The sequence below is a fragment of the Streptomyces sp. WMMC500 genome (assembly GCF_027497195.1).
Classification (GTDB): domain Bacteria; phylum Actinomycetota; class Actinomycetes; order Streptomycetales; family Streptomycetaceae; genus Streptomyces.
This window is the reverse complement of the sequence record NZ_CP114905.1, coordinates 5,885,258-5,900,371: the sequence shown is the minus strand read 5'-3', so window position 1 is coordinate 5,900,371 and position 15,114 is coordinate 5,885,258. Positions and strand designations below refer to the sequence as shown.

Sequence of the window (15,114 nt, the reverse complement as noted above, 5' to 3'; positions counted from 1 at the left end):
GTCAGTTCTCCCAGTTCAAGAGGGCACCGAGCCGTGCGGTGCCGGCGCCGCCGCCGTGGCCGTCCAGGCGGGTGTCGTCGTCCAGCGCCCCGTCGCGCAGGGAGACGATGCGGTCGGCGGTGGCGGCGACGCGCTCGTCATGGGTGACGATGACCACGGTCTGGCCGGCGGCGCGCAGGTCGTCGAAGAGCCGGAGGATGTCGTGCGTGGCGGCGCTGTCGAGGTTTCCGGTGGGCTCGTCGGCGAGGACGACCAGCGGCTCGTTGGCCAGGGCGCGGGCGATGGCGATCCGCTGCCGCTGCCCGCCCGACAACTGCGAGGGCAGATGGCGGGCCCGGTCGGCGAGTCCGACCTGATCGAGGAGTTCGGCGGCGCGGCGGCGGGCGGCGCGGGGCGAGGCGCGGGCGAGCAGCGCGGGCAACTCGACGTTCTCCGCCGCGGTCAGCTCGTCGACCAGGTGGTAGGTCTGGAAGACGAACCCGAGGGAGCGGCGCCGCAGCCGGGCGAGCGCCCGCTCGCCGAGGCCGTCGATGCGCCGTCCGCCGAGCCACACCTCGCCCTCGGTGGGCCGGTCGAGGCCGCCCAGTAGTTGGAGCAGCGTGGACTTGCCGCAGCCGCTGGGTCCGGTCACGGCGAGCAGTTGTCCGGCGGGGACGTCGAGGTCGACCCCGTCGACGGCCCATACCGCGCTCTCGTCCTCGCCGTACACGCGCGCCAGGCCGACCGCGCGCAGCGCCGGCCCGGACGCGGGCAGCGCCGGCCCGGAGGCCTCATCCGGCCGGCGCGCCCCCGCGCCGTCGTCCGTACCGCGCCGCCGCGAGCGGCCCCGCCGACCGTTTCTCGTCATCTGTCTCCTCTGCCTTTCCCACCCGTCGTGCGGCCGGACCAGCGCCGCTCGCACGCCTCCAACCAGCGCAGATCGGCCTGCAACCGGAGCGCGACGCCCTCCAGCAGCAGCCCGGCCTCCGCACCCGTGTCGTGAGCGAGGGCGGCGTGCTGGGCTTCGGCGAGGCTGCTCATCAGCTCCCGCCGGCGCGCGTGCACGAGCGCGAGCGGATCGGCCGTGCCGGACTCGTGGGCGGCCACCAGCTTCAGATGGAACTCCGTCACGTCAGCCCGGGGGCCGGTGCTCTCGGCCATCCACGCGGCCACCCGCTCGTGCCCGGCCGCGGTCGGCGCGAACACCTTGCGTTTCGGGCCGCGCACCGCCGCTTCCTCACGCACGTGGACGACCAGGCCCGCCTTTTCGAGCCGGGTGAGCGTGACGTAGACCTGCCCCGCGTTCAGCGTCTCCCCGAGCGGCCCCAGCGCCGCCGCCAGGCGCCTGCGCAGGTCGTAGCCGTGCAAGGGTCGTTTGACCAGGAGCGCCAGCACCACGTCCTGCACGGATCCCCTCCTCGACGACCCCCAATGGATAGCGGTTAGCTATGGAGGGCGTCAAATCATCGGCAAGCCCGGCGGGTGCCACCGCGGCCCTCACCGTGTGACCGGTCGGCGGTGGCGCTTCCGGGTAAGGGGCGGATGTAAGGGGTTGGTGTCAGGGGCCGCTGGGCATTCGCAGGGGCATGCTGAATTCACCCAAGGAATCGGCCGCCCCACCCCCTCCCGACGCCGACGGTACGCCCCTGAAGCGGGCCATCGGGCCCAAGTTGCTGCTGCTCTTCGTCATCGGCGACATCCTCGGCACCGGCATCTACGCCAACACCGGTGCCGTCGCCGGGCGGATCGGCGGGGCGCTGTGGTTGCCGTTCGTGATCGGGTTCGTGGTGGCGATGCTGACCGCCGCCTCGTACGTCGAGCTGGTCGGCAAGTATCCGCGGGCCGCGGGGGCGGCGCTGTAGACGCAGAAGGCGTTCCGGGTGCCGTTCCTGACGTTCATCGTCGCCTTCATGGTGATGTGCTCGGGGCTGTCGTCCGCGAGCGCCGCGGCGCGGGCCTTCAGCGGGGACTACCTCCAGGAGTTCGTCGACGTCTCGCCGACGCTGATCGCGATCCTCTTCGTCGTCGTACTCGCCTCGCTCAACCTGCGCGGCGTCTCGGAGTCGGTGAAGACGAACGTCGTGCTGACGATCGTCGAGGTGACCGGCCTGCTCGTCATCCTCGGCATCGGCGTCGCCGCCGTGCTGACCGGTGAGGGCGAGCCGTCGCGGCTGACGGAGTTCGAGACCGGCGGGACCGGGTACGCCGTGCTCACCGGGGTGCTCGGGGCGACCGCGCTGGGGTTCTTCGCCTTCGTGGGGTTCGAGGACTCCGTCAACATGGCGGAGGAGACCAAGGACCCGGTGCGGAACTTCCCGCGGGCGATCTTCCTCGGGGTGGCCATCACCGGCACGATCTACGTCCTCGTCGCGCTCGTCTCCTCGCTGATGGTCGAGCACGAGCGGTTGGCGGGCTCCAGCGGGCCGCTGCTGCTGGTCGTGGACGAGAGCGGCGTGGACTTCCCCGCGAAGCTGTTCGCGCTCATCGCGCTCTTCGCGGTGTCCAACTCGGCGCTGATCAACATCATGATGGCCTCCCGGCTGTGCTACGGGCTCGCCAACGAGCGCGTGCTGCCGCGCGGGATGGCGCGCGTGCTGCCGGGGCGGCGGACGCCCGTGGTCGGGATCGTCTTCGTCACCGCGCTGGCCATCGGGCTGGTGTCGACCGGCGAGATCGAGGGGCTGGGCGACACCACGTCGTTCCTGCTGCTGTGCGTCTTCGCGGTCGTCAACGTGGCCGTGCTCGTCCTGCGCCGCGACCCGGTGGGCCACCGCCACTTCCGCGCGCCCACCTGGATCCCCGTGCTGGGCGCCGTCACCGCCGGGATCCTGGCCAGCCCGCTGTCGGACCGGCCCGCGGACGTCTACATCCGGGCCGGCGTGCTGCTGGCCATCGGGATCGGGCTGTGGGTCGTCAACCACGTCGCGCTGCGGGCGACCGGACAGGAGTGAGTCTCAGGGCCACAGCATGCGCTTCGTCCACCCGGGTGGCGTGGCCTCGTAGACGAGGCGCGTGTGGCGGCGTTCCCTGTCGCCCTGCCAGAACTCCACCGTCTGGGGCCGCACGGAGTACAGCGTCCACCCGGGCGCCACCAGCCCCGGGTCGGCCGCCACCCGGGCCAGCGACTCGCCGACCGCCGTGTCCCGCTCCGCCGGGTCCCCGAGGGGGCGGGACTGGCGGCCGAGCAGGGCCTCCGCGCGGGCGCCGGGGCCGCGGGCGAGGAAGTCGGCGGCGCTCTGCTCCGGGTCGGCGGTGCCGACCGGGCCCCGGACCCGTACCTGGCGGGCCAGCGGCGGCCAGTAGAACGTCAGCGCCGCATACGGCCGCTTGGCCAGGTCGCGGCCCTTCGGGCTGCCCGCGTCCGAGGCGAACTGCCAGCCGTCCGGGCCGACGTCCTTGAGGATCAGCACCCGCGCGGAGGGGTCGCCGCCCGCGTCGGCCGTCGACAGAGTCATCGCGTGCGGCTCGCGCACCCCCGCCCGTACGGCGGCCAGCAGCCAGTCGGTGAAGAGCGGGACCGGCTCGTCCGGTGTCTCCCGCGGATCGAACGACGGCAGGTCGCCCGCGAAGACCTCGATCCCGCGCAGCAGTCCCCTCAGGTCGTCCGCCATGGTGCCCCCTTCTCATGCCGGTGGCCCGGCCGGAGGGCGTACGCCTCCGCGCCGGGCCACAGGGTCGGTCGTGCCTGCCGGGTCAGTCGCCACCCTGGAGGATGGCCACCAGGCGCAGCATCTCCAGGTAGATCCAGACCAGGGTCAGGGTCAGCCCGAAGGCGGCGAGCCACGCCTCGTTCTTCGGCGCGCCGTAGGCGATGCCGTCCTCGACCTGCTTGAAGTCCAGGGCCAGGAAGCACGCGCCGAGCACGACGCCGATGACGCCGAACAGGATGCCGAGGCCGCCGCTGCGCAGGCCCAGGCCGTCGCCGCCGCCGATGAGCGCGGCGAACAGGTTGACCGCCATCAGCAGCACGAAGCCGATGGCCGCGCCGACGACGAACCGCTGGAACCGGGCCGTGACCCGGATGATCCGCAGCTTGTACGCCACGAGGACGCCGAAGAACACCGCCATCGTGCCGAGCACGGCCTGCATGACCGCGCCGTTGACGTAGGTGTTGAAGTACTCGCTGATGATGCCGAGGAAGACGCCCTCGAGGACCGCGTACGACAGGATCAGCGCGGGGACCGGGCGGCGCTTGAACGCCTGGACCATCGCCAGCACGAAGGCGCCGAGCGCGGCCATCAGGCCGAGGCCGAGCGACTTCTCACCGTCGAAGGTGATCCAGGAGGCGGCCGCGGCGAGGATCACCAGGCCGAGCGTCATGCCCGTACGGGACACGACGTCGTCCATCGTCATCCGACCGCCGGCGGGCGCCGCGTACGGCGCCCACTCGCCCTGCTGCTGGTCCGCGGGCGCGTAGGGGTTCCGCGGGGCGGCACCCGGCTGCTGCGCATACGGGTTGGTGCCGGGCTGGGCGTACGGGTTGTTGCCCTGAGCGACAGTGGGGCCCCCGGCCTGCGACGGCGCGTTGAAGCCTGCCGAACCGCCCTCGCGGCTGAACCCCCGTCGCGTGAAGACCGGGTTGCTGCTCCTCATCTCACTCCTCCATGGCCGCACTGCGCGGCCTTGAGACAAGAGTAATGGGTAGGCAAAGACATCGCGCCAGACCTCAGGAGGATCTTTACAAGGCTTTTCCCAGTCTTTCCCCGCCAGGTAAGCAAGCGCTCAGAAATTGAGGTCCGCGTCACAGTACGAGAGCCGTGACCCCTTCGCTACGTACGGGTAACTTCAGCCCAGGAGCCTGACCCGCCCGCGTCCCCTGGGAGCCGTGATGCCCGAAGCCGTGATCGTCTCAGCCGCCCGCTCCCCGATCGGCCGGGCCGGGAAGGGCTCACTGAAGGACGTCCGCCCGGACGACCTGACCGCGGGGATCGTCCGGGCGGCCCTCGACAAGGTGCCGGCCCTGGACCCGGCGGACATCGACGACCTCATGCTCGGCTGCGGCCTGCCCGGCGGCGAGCAGGGGCACAACCTGGGCCGGGTGGTCGCCGTACAGCTCGGCATGGACCACCTCCCCGGCTGCACGATCACCCGCTACTGCTCCTCCTCGCTGCAGACCACGCGGATGGCGTTCCACGCCATCAAGGCGGGCGAGGGCGACGTCTTCGTCTCGGCGGGCGTGGAGACCGTCTCGCGGTTCGTCAACGGCTCGTCGGACGGCATGCCCGGCACCCACAACCCCCTCTTCGCCGACGCCGAGGCCCGTACCGCCGAGCGGCAGGAGAAGGGCGCGGACTTCGACGGCGGGAGCTGGCACGACCCGCGCGCGGACGGCCTGGTGCCGGACGTGTACATCGCCATGGGGCAGACCGCCGAGAACCTGGCGCGGGTCAAGGGCGTCACCCGGCAGGACATGGACGAGTTCGGCGTACGGTCGCAGAACCTCGCCGAGAAGGCCATCGCCGCGGGCTTCTGGGAGCGCGAGATCACCCCGGTCACCACCCCCGACGGCACGGTCGTCAGCAAGGACGACGGCCCGCGGCCCGGCGTGACGAGGGAGGGGGTCGCGGGGCTGAAGCCCGTGTTCCGCCCCGACGGGCTGGTCACCGCCGGCAACTGCTGCCCGCTGAACGACGGCGCCGCGGCGGTCGTCGTGATGTCCGACACCAGGGCGCGCGAGCTGGGTCTCACGCCGCTGGCGCGGATCGTCTCGACCGGGCTCTCGGCGCTGTCGCCGGAGATCATGGGCCTGGGTCCGGTGGAGGCGAGCAAGCAGGCGCTGGCGCGGGCCGGGATGACGGTCGGGGACATCGATCTGGTGGAGATCAACGAGGCGTTCGCCGCGCAGGTCATCCCCTCGTACCGGGATCTGGGCATCGACCTGGACCGGCTGAACGTCAACGGCGGCGCCATCGCCGTCGGGCACCCCTTCGGCATGACGGGCGCGCGGATCACCACGACGCTCATCAACTCCCTGCAGTGGCACGACAAGCAGTTCGGGCTGGAGACGATGTGCGTGGGCGGGGGCCAGGGCATGGCCATGGTGCTGGAGCGGCTGAGCTGAGCTGCAGCGGAGGGTGGGGGGCGCCCCGAGGTACGAGGGGCGGCACCCGCCCGCAGCGGAAGCGAAGCTCAGCGCGACCATCAAGCGGAGCGGCTGAGCTGAGTGTGGGGCTGAGCCGCGCGCACGCCGGAGCCGGTACGGAGCCGTCGCCCGCGCGGAGTTGTACGGACCGGGCGTGGGGCGCACAGGGGGTGTCCCACGCCCTCTCACCCGGCGGTGGGACCAAAGGCCCGTCCTATTCATGCCATTTTCCGCTAGGGGTGGGGTTCTGCGCTCCGGCAGGCTGAGGTAGAACATGGGGGTCCTACATCAATCGGGAGTCCGACAGTGAGCGCCACCACCTTCGCCGTCCTGCTGGCCGCCGCCGCCCCCGCCGTACTGCTCGGCGTCGCGGTGCTACGCGCGGTGAGCGGACTGCGCCGCGAGGTGGTCACGCTCCGTGCCGAACTGACCGCGCAGACCGCGGCTCGGGGCGCCGGGGAACGGGCGCGGGCCGTCCCGGAGTCGAAGACGGAGACGGCGGCGGCTGAGACGGCGGCGGAGACGCAGACCGACGCCGCCGAGGGGCAGCACGGCGCGGACGGGACCGCGGTGCCCGCCGCCCGGCCCGTACCGGCCGCGGAGATACGCATCGCCGTCGCGCAGGCGCTCGCCGACGAGCGGGAGCGCGAACTGGCCGAGGCCCGGGCGTTCTGGGCCGAGCAGGAGGCGCGCGACAGCATCGACGCGACGCCCTTCCCGGGCGATCCCGTCGACTTCGGCGGCGAGGTGTTCATACCGCGGCAGACCGACTTCGCCGGCTTCGAGCCGCTGCTCGACCCGATGGACCGGCTGGACCGCATGGACCGGCTGGAGCGCATGGAGGGCGGCGAGCCCGCCGACCCCGCCGACACCGCCGCCGCGGAAGCGCCGCCCGCCGAGGGCGAGTCGGCCGAGCTGGCCGCCGCCCGCCGGCGCCACCCCTCGCACCCCGACTTCCGCCCGCAGCCCGCCGTCGCCGACCAGGAGCGCACGGTGAACCGGCTGGAGGACCTGGCCGCGGGCCGTACGCCGCTGACCGACGTGCGGCTGGGCCCCCTCGGCACGCTCGACGTCTACGTCTTCGCCGACGGCACCACGCTCTGCCTCTCCCCCGGCCACCGCGACACCGCGGAGCGGCTCGCGGAGGCCCTCGACGGGGGCACGGAGCCGGTGCTGCTGGGCGGTTCCGCGATCAGCGGGGCGTTCGCGCTGACCTTCGACTGCGCGGGCGAGAGCGTGTACATCCTCGCGGACCGCGTCATCGCCTCTCTCTGAGCCGTACGGGCCGCGCCGTACGTGCCCCGCGTGCCCAGCCGCGGCGGGCTGTCAGCACGCGGTCACAGCCGTACGTCCCGTACCACCGCAAGTGCCTCCGCGAGCCCCTCCACGTCCCCCGCCGCCCGCAGCGCCTCCGCCAGGTCCCGCCCCGCGACGGCCACCTGGTCCCCCACCGCGAACTCCCCGGCCGCCGGCATCTCGTACGGCGTACGCCCCGGCGCCTCCAGCCGCTGCGCCCGCGCGGACAGGTCGCGGGCCAGCGCCAGCCCGGTGGCGGCCGCCCCCGCGCGCAGCCGGCTCTGCGGCAGCGACCGCAGGCGGTCGGCGATCCGGTCAACGGCGTTCACGAAGTCGAGCACGTCGAGCACGGGCCGAGCCTAACCCGCCGGTAGCCGGCGAAGGTTCCAGCCGGCCCGCTCCAGACGGTTGTCAATCGCCGTCCCCTGAGGCACGGTGCGTAGAAGGACTGCATACCGGAGGCGCCGATGTCCCAAGTCTTCTCCGCAGAAACCCACCGGAACCTGCTTTCCCGCATCCCCCACTGCACCGGCCGTGAAGTCTCCGACTGGCTGCAGACCGTCGAAGACGGTCCCTGTCTCCTCCGCTTCGAGGAGAAAGTGAGCTGGCTCCGTGGCGAGCACAACCTGGCGTACGGCCACGCCAAAGCGATCATCCACGAGTACGACCTGAGACGGGCCGCGCGCAAACTGCTCTAGGAGGGGACGAGCGCACGCCTGGCGCAACGAGCGCCCACAGGACGGCGAAGGGCCCGCGGGAGGGTGATCCCTCCGCGCGGGCCCTTCCGACGGGCGTGGCGACCCGTCTCCCCGTTCCCCCCTTCCCCCGTGGCTTCCGCGGGTTTCCGGCGGCCGTACTCCCCCGGCCCTACTCGCTCTTGATGGCCGCGAGCATGTTGAGCCGCGACGCCCGGCGCGCCGGCCACAGCGCCGCCAGCATGCCCACGAGCGCCGCGCCGAGCAGGAAGTAGCCCATCCGCTCCCACGGCAGCACCAGCGCGTACGTGTCGAGCGAGGCGGAGATCAGCTCGCCGGCGGCCCAGCCGAGGAAGACCCCGAGGCCGATGCCGAGCACCCCGCCGAAGAGCGAGATGACCAGCGACTCCAGCCGGACCATCCGCTTCACCGCGCGCCGGTCCAGGCCGATGGCGCGCAGCATGCCGATCTCCTGGGAGCGTTCGAAGACGGACATGGCCAGCGTGTTGATCACGCCGAGGACCGCGACCAGGACGGCCATGCCGAGCATGGCGTAGAGGATGTTCAGCATCATGTTGATGAGCCCGGCGATCATCTCGGAGACGTCCTCCTCGTTCATCACCGCGATGGCCGGGTTGTCGCCGAGGGCCGCCTCCAGCCTGTCCTTCATCGCGTCGCTCTCGCCGCCGTCGGTCTTCAGCCAGACCTCGAAGTCGGTGATCTTGTCGACGTGCGTGTCGACGACCGAGGTGTCGAGCATGATGCCCTTGATCATCTCGTTGCCCTGGTAGAGGCCGGAGACGGTGAGCGCGCCCTTGGCGCCGTCCTGGTACGTCACCTCGATGGTGTCGCCCATCTTCCAGCCCTCGTCCTCGGCGGTGTCGTCGTCGACGATCGCCTTGGCGGCGCCGCCGCCGGCCGGGACGCCCTCGGCGAGGCCGTCGAACGAACCTGCCGAGAAGTCCAGTTCGAGCAACTGCCCGACCTCGTCGCCGCGGACGGCGGTGAGGTCCTCCTCGTCCCCGCCGATGGCCACGGGCACGGAGCGCAGCGGCGAGGAGGCGGTGACCTCGTCGAGTCCGGAGAGCTTCTTCTCGACCTCCGGGCTGAGCGGGGTGAAGTTCGACATGGAGACCGAGTAGTCGGCCTTCATGGCGTCGGTGGCCATCTTGTCGATGGCGTGGGAGATGCCGGCGCCGATCACCGTCAGGCCGGTGATGAGGGTGAGCCCGATCATCAGCGCGGAGGCGGTGGCGGCGGTGCGCCGCGGGTTGCGTACGGCGTTCTGGCGCGCGAGCTTGCCGGAGACGCCGAAGATCCGCAGCAGCGGCGCGGAGAGCGCGATCAGCGGCCGGGACAGCAGCGGGGTGAGGACGAAGATGCCGATCAGCAGCACCGCGGCGCCGCCGCCCATGAGGGCCTTGCCGTCGTCGGCGGTGGTGCCGGCGACGACCATCAGGGCGCCGCCGCCCGCGATGAGCGCGCCGATGGTGTTGCGGACGACGAGGCTGCGGGTGGACGCCCGGGCGTGCACGCTGCTCATCGCCGCGACCGGCGGGATCTTCGCGGCCCTGCGGGCGGGCAGCCAGGCGGCGAGCACGGTGACGACGATGCCGACGGCGAGCGAGATGATCACCGTCGTGGGCGAGACGACCAGCGGCCCGTCGGGCACCGTCTGGCCGGTGGCGCCCATCAGGGAGCGCAGCCCGGCGCCGATGCCGGTGCCCGCGGCGAGGCCGGCGAGCGCCGCGACCGTGCCGACGGCCGTGGCCTCGAAGAGCACCGAGCGCGTGACCTGGCGGCGGCTGGCGCCGACGGCCCGCAGCAGCGCCAGTTCCTTGGTGCGCTGGGCGACGAGCATGGTGAAGGTGTTGGCGATGAGGAAGATGCCGACGAAGAGCGCGATGCCGGCGAAGGCGAGCATGCCGGTACGCAGCCCCTCCATGCCCTGCTCGATCTCGCGGGCCTGGTCGTCGGCGAGCTTGGTGCCGGTGAGCGCCTCGGCCTCGGCCTCGGCGGGCAGGATCTTCTGCGCCTCGGCCCGCAGTTGCTTCTCGGAGGTGCCGGGGGCGGCGGCGAGGTCGATCTCGGTGTACTCGCCGGGCTCGGTGAAGAGGTCCTGCGCGGTCTTCGTGTCGAAGAGCACGAGGCTGCCGCCGGCCGCGACGTTGCCGTCGTCGGTGGTGAAGACGCCGGTGATCGTCGGTTCGAGTACGGGGCCGTCGACGGACATCCGCGGGGTGTCCCCGACCCCGTAGCCGGTGCGCTCGGCGGTCTTGGCGTCGATGGCGATCTCGTTCGGGCCCGCGGGACCGCGGCCGTCGCGCATGGGGTAGCGGGGGTCGGCGGCCTTGCCGTCCTTGCCGCCGTAGTAGTTGGCGCCGCTGGTGGACCAGCCGTCGCCGACGAGGTCGCCGTCCTTGTCGGCGAGCGCGGCGAAGCCGGCGACGTTGCCGGTGGCGGACTTCACGCCGGGCAGCGCGGCGGCCTCGTCCAGCAGGTCCTGGGTGAGCGGGGGCGGCTCGCCGGGGCGGCCCTCGTCGGCGTCGTCGTCGGGCTGCAGGCGGACGTCGACGTGGTCGAAGCCCTTCTCCGAACTCTTGGTGTAGGCGTCGGAGATCGTGGAGGTGAAGACCAGGGTGCCGGAGACGAAGGCCACACCGAGCATGACGGCGAGCACGGTCATCAGCAACCGGGCCTTGTGCGCGAACACGTTGCGCAAGGCGGTGCGAAGCATATGGGGTCAGTCCTGTACGGGTGAGAAGCCGGTAGCGGGCGGCCTTCTGGGTCGGCGAGCGAGGCTCAGCTGACCCGGCCCTTGGCGTCGAAGCGCTTCATGGTGTCGAGCACCGTCTCGGCGTTCGGGTCGCGCAGTTCGTGGACGATGCGGCCGTCGGCGAGGAACACGACGCGGTCCGCGTACCCGGCGGCCACCGGGTCGTGGGTGACCATGACGACCGTCTGGCCCAGCTCGCGCACGGAGTTGCGCAGGAAGCCGAGCACCTCGGCGCCGGAGCGGGAGTCGAGGTTGCCGGTGGGCTCGTCGGCGAAGATGATCTCGGGCCGGGCGGCCAGCGCCCGGGCGACGGCGACGCGCTGCTGCTGGCCGCCGGAGAGCTGGCTCGGGCGGTGCTTGAGGCGGCCGGACAGGCCCACGGTCTCCACCACCTGCCGCAGCCACTGCTCGTCGGGCTTGCGGCCGGCGATGTCCATGGGCAGCGTGATGTTCTCCAGCGCGTTCAGCGTCGGCAGCAGGTTGAAGGCCTGGAAGACGAAGCCGACCTTGTCGCGGCGCAGTTGGGTGAGCTTCTTGTCCTTCAGCCCGGTCAGCTCGGTCTCGCCGATGCGCGACGAGCCGCCGGAGATGGTGTCGAGGCCGGCCATGCAGTGCATGAGGGTCGACTTGCCGGAGCCGGACGGGCCCATGATCGCGGTGAACTCGCCCTGCATGAACTCTACGGAGACGCGGTCGAGGGCGACGACCTTCGTCTCGCCCTCGCCGTAGACCTTGGTCAGCTCGGTGGCACCGGCCGCCGCCACGGGGGCATAGGCGGTGCCGCGGCCGGAGGCGCCGGGGATGGTGGTGGTCACGGCGGTGGGCTCCTGTCGGGACGGTGGTGTGCAACCTGTCCCGTCCATCGTGGCCGCGGATCCGGTCGCCCGGATCAGCCCGCGCTCCGGTTCCGGGCGAGACCGAGGACGTACTCCGGCCCCGCGCGGCTCCTCCTCCGGGATGACCCGCACCCTGAGGAAGACATGGGGCGGAGGGCCTCCAGAGGGGCAATTTGGGAAGTGGAATTTCATCCGAGGACTTCTTCGACAACTCGGGCCTAATTCAAGCCAACATCAGTCCGTAGATGGCCAGTTCGGCCCATCCGCACCGCTACTCTGGTTACGCGCCATGCGGTGGTCCGTACGCAGCGTGTGCGGGCCGGGAGTCCTGCCCGGATGGTGGAAAGCAGACACGGCGACCTTAAAAGTCGCTGGCCTTCGGGCCGTGCCGGTTCAAGTCCGGCTCCGGGCACCTCCCGGCAAGAGGTCGTCGACCTGCGAAGACGACTGGTCAGCAACGGTGACCCCGCCCCTCCGGGGCACCGCTGACGCCCGGTGTCGACCTCGCCCCGGCAGTCTGGAACCGGCCACGTAGCTGAAACGTTCACCCGCGCGACGCCGCGCTCTGATCCGATCACTGCGCCGCCCCCGGCCCCGGCGGCCGCCCCTCCTCCCTTCTCATCCCGTCCTCAGAATCCGCAGGTAGCCTCCCGCGCACGCGATCGAAGACCCCCGACGGGAGGAGCGAGAAGTGGCGCGCGGAACGGTGACGCTGGCGCGGGCGGCGGTCGTGGTGCGCGCGGGCGCGGCGCCGCTGTGGTGGCTGGGTATCGCCGCCGCCGCGGCGGGCGCCTGGCAGGACGGGCTGACCGGTCAGTGGATCGGACTCTACGGGGGCGCGGGCCTGTTCCTCGTCGTCGCCCCCGGGGTCTACGCGGCCCGCCGCGGGCGCTGCCTGGCGCAGGCGCACAAGGCCCAACGGGCGGGCCGCGGCGCGGTGTTGCAGGACCGGGCGGTGACCGTACGGACATGGCGGCGGGCGCGCCGGTGGTGGCTGGCGGCGGGGTTCGCCGTCGCGGCCGGCTCGGCGGCGGCGGTGCCGATCGCCGGCGGGTTGGCGCTGGCCGGGGCCGGTGCGGGGCTGCGGGCGAAGGCCGCGTGGCTCGGCCGCTGGGAGCGAGAGCAGGAGGCGCTGCTGTGGCTGCCGGTCGACGCCGTCACCCGCAGGGGCGCCGGAACCGGCGGTTCGGACACTGCGTACGTCCGCACGGGCATCGCCGCGGGCGACGCGCTGCCGGGCGGGGGCGTACGCCGGGGCTCGCCGGCCACCGTCTGACGGCGGCCGGCGCGGGGTGCGCGGTATTCGCGTACCGGAAAATCCCGCCTATTGCCACCGCGGCGGGACCGCATACGCGAATTCAACGGCACAGGAATTAGCGGTGCCAAGTGAAAAAGAACGTTCCGTATTACCCGCGTAGTTCCGGTTGACCGGAAGGCCGATCCGTTTCAGCACCCATATCCCCGTGAACGCGTCGAAACAACGTCAGCGGAAGAGGCGGAGCGGGACCGTGCGGGCGAGGAGAGCGTACCCCTCGGGGTTGAGGTGGAGGTGGTCGCCGGTGTCGACGGCGGGCAGCAGCGCGCGGGGGTGCGCCGGGTCGCGGGTCGCGGCGTCGAAGTCGACGACGGCGTCGAAGCGCCCGCTGGTGCGGATCCAGTCGTTCACGCGCTGCCGGGTCGCCTCGCGCAGCCCGGCGGGGTCGTCGTACGGCGTGCTGCCGCCGAACGGCGTGAGCGTGGCCCCGTAGACGCGGATGCCCTGCGCGTGCGCGCGCGTGACGATCTGGTCGTACGCGGCCAGCAGTTCGTCCCCGGTCTCGCGCTGCGCGGCCGGCGTGGCGGGCGCCGTGCCGATGTCGTTGACCCCCTCGAAGACCAGCAGCCAGCGCGCCCCGCTCACGGCCAGCACGTCGCGGTCGAGGTGGGCGAGGGCGTTGGGGCCGAGGCCGTCGTCGAGGACGCGGTTGCCGCCGGCGGCCTGGTTGACGACGGCGACGGGCGGGGCGCCGTCACCGCGCAGGCGGTCGAAGAGGAGGTCGGGCCAGCGGTCGTTGCCGTTGGTGGTGGAGCCGCGGCCGTCGCTCAGGGAGTCGCCGAGCACGACGGCGGTGCGCGTGCGGGCGGGGGCCTTCGCCTCGATGCCGCTGAGGAAGTACCAGTGGTCGGTGGTCGTCGCGCCGGGCAGCGCGGCGGCGTCGGTGTGGTCGCCGGCCAGGAGGTACGAGGTGGTGCGCGAGCCCGGGTGCGAGGTGACGTCGGTGGACGCCTGACCGTCGGCGAGGTACAGGGTCACGGTCAGGTTGGCGCCGGGCGCGACGTCGAGGCGCACCGGGTCGGAGACGACCTGCGCGCCGACGGGGACCGTGGTGGCCGGCCGGCCGCTGAACGTCAGCGGGCGCGAACTGCCGGGCACGATGCCGTCGACGCCGGCCCGGCCGCCGGCGGGCAGGGCGACCGCGGCGCGGGTGATCGGCAGGTCGGCGCCGCCGAAGGCGTTGGAGAAGCGGAACCGGACCTGGTCGCCGGGGACGGTCAGGCGCACGGTCTGGCGCAGGGTGGCGTCGTGCAGCACGCCGTCGTCCCGGGTGAACGGCGGGGGCGGCAGGTTCGCCGGCTCGGTGAGCTGCGGCATCGAGGTCCAGGCCGCGACCCACTGCGCCGGGCCGCCGGACGCGCCGGCCGCCGCTTCGGCGCGTGCGCCCTCGGCGGGGGCGAGGCCGCGCAGCGCGTGCGCCGCCACCGCCACGGCGGCGACGAGGGCCATGACGAGCGCGGCGGCGAGGTAGGGGGACACGGCGGAGCGGAGGTCACGGCGGCGTCGGTACGCGGGCTGGGGCATCTGCGGCTCCCGGAGCGAGGCGGCGAAATATTTCGAGAGGCGTGCCGAAAATTTCAGACCGTACGCTACGGCCGGCCGCCACCCCGGTCAACGCCACCGCCCGGACAGGGTCATGCCAAACTCGCCCGCCGTCACACCCACGGGCAACCGGTGCGTCCGCGTCAGTCCCAGTCGGACTTGTTCTTCTCCGCCCGGCGGCGGCGGAACAGCCCGGTGGCGTGCACCGCGTTCACGCCGACGATGCCGCCCCACGTCACCAGCAGCCCGGCCAGCCCCTCGTTGACCACGCCGATCGCCGACAGCGGAATCGCCAGCACCATCGACACGGCGGCGAAGCCGAAGCGCTCGCCGAACGTGCCGTCCGGCGAGCCGGTGCCCGGCTGCGTGCCCCGCGCGACCTGCATCTGCTGCTCGGCGAGCTGGCGGCGCAGCCGGGTGTCGAACGTCCCGTCCATCCGCTGCTGCACCTTCTCGAGGAAGCCCTCGATCAGCTCTTCTTCGTACTCGGGGCCGAGGTCCCTGCGGGTCTGCAGGGTGGCATCGAGTTCACTCTTGATCTCCGGGTCCCGCGCACTCATACCCCGTACGGTACGGAGTCCGTCCACACAGGT

13 protein-coding genes, 1 tRNA gene and 1 pseudogene are annotated in these 15,114 nt (G+C 72.5%); 6 read left to right on the top strand and 9 right to left on the bottom strand.

Features of this window, described 5'->3' with window-relative positions:
- Nucleotide 1: 1 nt before the first annotated feature.
- Nucleotides 2-847, bottom strand: coding sequence for an ABC transporter ATP-binding protein (locus tag O7599_RS25500; protein ID WP_281617947.1), 846 nt, complete (start codon nt 845-847; stop codon nt 2-4).
- Nucleotides 844-1,386 carry a PadR family transcriptional regulator gene (locus O7599_RS25495; RefSeq protein ID WP_281617946.1) on the bottom strand — a complete coding sequence of 181 codons (543 nt, stop codon included), beginning with the start codon at nt 1,384-1,386 and terminating at the stop codon, nt 844-846. The genes O7599_RS25500 and O7599_RS25495 overlap by 4 nt, the downstream gene beginning before the upstream one ends.
- 179 nt (nt 1,387-1,565) lie before the next feature.
- On the opposite strand from O7599_RS25495, the pseudogene O7599_RS25490 reads away from it, so the two are divergent.
- A pseudogene (locus tag O7599_RS25490) lies at nt 1,566-2,930 on the top strand (APC family permease).
- Between the two features lie 3 nt (nt 2,931-2,933).
- On the opposite strand, the gene O7599_RS25485 reads toward O7599_RS25490, so the two are convergent.
- Nucleotides 2,934-3,590, bottom strand: coding sequence for a pyridoxal 5'-phosphate synthase (locus tag O7599_RS25485; RefSeq protein ID WP_281617945.1), 657 nt, complete (start codon nt 3,588-3,590; stop codon nt 2,934-2,936).
- Nucleotides 3,591-3,672: 82 nt separating this feature from the next.
- Entirely contained in the window at nt 3,673-4,572 is a 900-nt protein-coding gene (locus tag O7599_RS25480) for a Bax inhibitor-1/YccA family protein (RefSeq protein ID WP_281617944.1), read from the bottom strand.
- Nucleotides 4,573-4,807: 235 nt separating this feature from the next.
- On the opposite strand from O7599_RS25480, the gene O7599_RS25475 reads away from it, so the two are divergent.
- Both O7599_RS25475 and O7599_RS25470 read left to right on the top strand, forming a co-directional pair.
- On the top strand, nt 4,808-6,040 hold the full coding sequence (locus O7599_RS25475; RefSeq protein WP_281617943.1) for an acetyl-CoA C-acetyltransferase: 1,233 nt from the start codon (nt 4,808-4,810) through the stop codon (nt 6,038-6,040).
- Between the two features lie 327 nt (nt 6,041-6,367).
- Entirely contained in the window at nt 6,368-7,336 is a 969-nt protein-coding gene (locus tag O7599_RS25470; RefSeq protein ID WP_281617942.1) for a hypothetical protein, read from the top strand.
- A gap of 62 nt (nt 7,337-7,398) precedes the next feature.
- Here the strand turns inward: O7599_RS25470 and O7599_RS25465 are convergent, their stop codons facing one another.
- On the bottom strand, nt 7,399-7,707 hold the full coding sequence (locus O7599_RS25465) for a hypothetical protein (RefSeq protein WP_281617941.1): 309 nt from the start codon (nt 7,705-7,707) through the stop codon (nt 7,399-7,401).
- Nucleotides 7,708-7,824: 117 nt separating this feature from the next.
- On the opposite strand from O7599_RS25465, the gene O7599_RS25460 reads away from it, so the two are divergent.
- Nucleotides 7,825-8,055 (top strand): DUF4287 domain-containing protein, encoded by a 231-nt coding sequence (locus tag O7599_RS25460; RefSeq protein WP_047016108.1) that lies wholly within the window; start codon nt 7,825-7,827, stop codon nt 8,053-8,055.
- Between the two features lie 169 nt (nt 8,056-8,224).
- On the opposite strand, the gene O7599_RS25455 is transcribed toward O7599_RS25460, so the two are convergent.
- A complete protein-coding gene (locus O7599_RS25455; RefSeq protein WP_281617940.1) occupies nt 8,225-10,789 on the bottom strand; it encodes an ABC transporter permease in 2,565 nt (854 codons plus the stop codon).
- 65 nt (nt 10,790-10,854) lie between these two features.
- A complete protein-coding gene (locus O7599_RS25450) occupies nt 10,855-11,643 on the bottom strand; it encodes an ABC transporter ATP-binding protein (RefSeq protein WP_281617939.1) in 789 nt (262 codons plus the stop codon).
- 351 nt (nt 11,644-11,994) lie between these two features.
- Between O7599_RS25450 and O7599_RS25445 the strand changes: the two genes are divergently transcribed.
- A tRNA-Leu gene (locus O7599_RS25445) sits at nt 11,995-12,076 on the top strand.
- 279 nt (nt 12,077-12,355) lie between these two features.
- The gene (locus O7599_RS25440; protein ID WP_281617938.1) at nt 12,356-12,940 is read left to right on the top strand and encodes a hypothetical protein; all 585 of its coding nucleotides are present in this window, start codon (nt 12,356-12,358) and stop codon (nt 12,938-12,940) included.
- A gap of 207 nt (nt 12,941-13,147) precedes the next feature.
- Here O7599_RS25440 and O7599_RS25435 read toward each other — a convergent pair whose 3' ends face one another.
- Entirely contained in the window at nt 13,148-14,503 is a 1,356-nt protein-coding gene (locus O7599_RS25435) for an SGNH/GDSL hydrolase family protein (RefSeq protein ID WP_281617937.1), read from the bottom strand.
- Nucleotides 14,504-14,664: 161 nt separating this feature from the next.
- Nucleotides 14,665-15,081 (bottom strand): hypothetical protein, encoded by a 417-nt coding sequence (locus tag O7599_RS25430; protein ID WP_281617936.1) that lies wholly within the window; start codon nt 15,079-15,081, stop codon nt 14,665-14,667.
- Nucleotides 15,082-15,114: the final 33 nt, after the last annotated feature.